Source organism: Petrotoga halophila DSM 16923, from assembly GCF_002924615.1.
This window is the reverse complement of the sequence record NZ_JALY01000166.1, coordinates 1-2759: the sequence shown is the minus strand read 5'-3', so window position 1 is coordinate 2759 and position 2759 is coordinate 1. Positions and strand designations below refer to the sequence as shown.

Below are 2759 nucleotides of genomic sequence, written 5' to 3'. Positions count from 1 at the left end.
AAGCTTTGAAAATTTTACAAATGAGGAGATGGAAGTTTTGGAAAAGTTACTTAAAAAGATACTCTTGAATTTGGAGGCGATGAAGGATGAAAGGTGTTGTTAAGTATCTTAAAAAGTATACGTTTTTGATAATTTTAGCAATTACTTTTGTCGTTATTCAGGCCATTTTAAATCTTTACTTGCCTGATTTAATGGGTGATATTGTTAACAAAGGTGTAAGTCGTGGTAATGTGGATTATATTTTAAGTGTTGGTTGGAAAATGCTTTTTGTAACTCTTTTAAATGTTGCCGCAGCAATTGTTTCAACTTATTTTGCTGCAAAGGTTGCTATGGGATTTGGAAAAGATTTAAGAAGTCATGGATCAATACTTATTTTATTAGTTGAGATTACATCGCCAGATTCTGAGATTTTAATTATTTTATTGTCTGAATACAAAGTGAAAGTATTATAATCAAAGTCAATAATTTTAAAGTTTTCAAAATTAAAATCTATATTTTTTAAATAATCTTCTATGTAGATGTCTTCTGGATTAAAAGCTGAAAGTATGTTAATTTTTACTGATAATAGAGTTTTTTTAGATTCAGAGTATAAAAAGAATTGGTTTGAAGAGTTTAAAAAACTAGTAAAGATCAAATTAGGAAAATAATTTTCTCTTGGTGTTTCTAAACTAACTTTTTCGATCTTAAAACTTTTACAAAAAATCATTGAAATAGACAAAATAGTAAGTAAGAGTATTGTAAAAAATTTTTTCATAATCCCCCTCCTTCTTTGTTGAAGTTCAAAAAAATTCTATCAAAAAAATATATAATATAATTTACATTTATTATAATTTTATTTTGCCTTAATCTTAAATTAACCAATATAGAGTAATTAATAAATAATACACGTGCTTTAAAAAGTTTATTGATTAATTATAGACAAAAAAGCAACAAATAATTTTTTTTTATTATTCAAATAACAATGTTTATTTCATGAAAAAATTAACGAAAAGTTCAAACGGTTTTAATTTAAAAGCCTTTTCTAAATGTTATAATAATTATGAAAATATTCACAGGAGGTGAGATTATGTGGGAAAGCAAAATGGATATTTATAATGTTTTTGAATTAAGGTGTAAAACAACGTGTTATTTTGGTGTAGGTGCTATAAAAAAGATTTCTGATATTCTTGACAACTTAAAAGCACAAGGTATTGATAATGTGATTTTTGTCACAGATAAAATAGCATACAAAGTAACCGGCGCATGGGATGTGATTGAGCCAGAATTAAAGGCAAAGGGATTTAAATATGTAATTTACGAAGATGTTTCTCCAAATCCAACGACTGCACAGATTAATGAAGCAACAAAATTGGGATTACAAAATGGGGCTCAAGCAGTTATTGGAATTGGTGGAGGAAGTCCAATTGATACAGCAAAAAGTGTTGCTATTTTGCTTGAATATCCTGAAAAAACTGCTGAAGAGCTTTATGAAGGTTTATTTACTCCAGAAAAAGCAAAACCAATAATTGCAATAAATACAACACATGGAACAGGAACTGAAGTAGATAGATTTGCTGTTGCTTCAATTCTTGAAAAAGAGTACAAACCATCAATTGCATACGATTGTATTTATCCACTTTATGCAATTGATGATCCACAATTAATGGTTACACTACCAAAGGGTCAAACTGTATTTACCTCAATAGATGCAGTAAACCATGTTACTGAGGCAGCAACAACTTTGGCAGCAAGCCCATACTCAATTTTACTTGCGAAAGAAACAATAAGATTAATTGCTAGATATCTTCCTCAAGCAGTGGCACATCCAGATGATCTAACAGCAAGATATTATCTTTTATACGCATCAGCAATAGCAGGCATATCATTTGATAATGGAATGTTGCACTTTACACATGCACTTGAGCATCCATTGAGCGCTGTAAAACCTGATTTAGCACATGGACTTGGTCTTGCAATGCTTCTTCCAGCAGTTGTTAAACATATATACATTGCAAAACCAGAAGTTTTAGCAGATATATATGAGCCAATTGTTCCTGGACTAAAGGGTGTTCCAGGAGAAGCGGAAAAAATTGCTGCTGGAATTGAAAAATGGTTGTTTAATTTGGGCGTAACTGAAAAATTGGAGGATATGGGCTTTACAGAGAATGATGTAGAAAAGTTAACAAAACTTGCCCTTGAAACTCCTTCCCTTGGTTTGTTACTAAGCATGGCACCTATAAAAGCAGATGAAAAGACAATTGCTTCCATATACAGAGATTCTTTAAAGCCTATTTCAAGATAATCTTTTAAGCTATTACATTTTAGTGCCGGTATTATCCGGCACTTTTTTATTGACAAAATAAATAGTTTGATATAAAATAGTTTTATGTAAAACTATTGGAGGTGGAAAGTGGTGGATAATTTTGAATTTTCTTCTACTTTTTTACTTTTTTCTGAGATAGAAAGATTAAAGTTTCAAATTTTAAAAAGTGAAATGGATAAATACAAGATTCATCCAGGTCAAATCCCGATATTTTTTATAGTTAGGAAAAATCCTGGAATTTCACAAAAAGATTTGGCAAAAAAAGTTATGCTTTCAACTTCTACAGTTGCAATTATGCTTAGAAGAATGGAAAAGGCCGGTTTTGTAAAAAGAATTCAGGATGAAAGTGACAGAAGATTTTACCACATTTATTTAACTGATAAAGCATTGAAAATAGTTGATAAAATTTTTAAGAGATTGAAGGAATTTGAAAGGCAAAGCTTTGAAAATTTTACAA

The 2759-nt window shown here is 29.8% G+C and carries 3 protein-coding genes; all 3 read left to right on the top strand.

The annotated features are described in order from the left end of the window. Positions 1-86: 86 nt before the first annotated feature. Entirely contained in the window at positions 87-452 is a 366-nt protein-coding gene (locus tag AA81_RS08170; RefSeq protein WP_211292683.1) for a 6TM ABC transporter family protein, read from the top strand. A gap of 614 nt (positions 453-1066) precedes the next feature. Further along, on the top strand, positions 1067-2281 hold the full coding sequence (locus tag AA81_RS08160) for an iron-containing alcohol dehydrogenase (RefSeq protein ID WP_103898748.1): 1215 nt from the start codon (positions 1067-1069) through the stop codon (positions 2279-2281). Positions 2282-2392: 111 nt separating this feature from the next. Beyond that, positions 2393-2759: MarR family winged helix-turn-helix transcriptional regulator (locus AA81_RS08155; RefSeq protein WP_245863536.1), on the top strand; the 367-nt coding region annotated here is incomplete at its 3' end.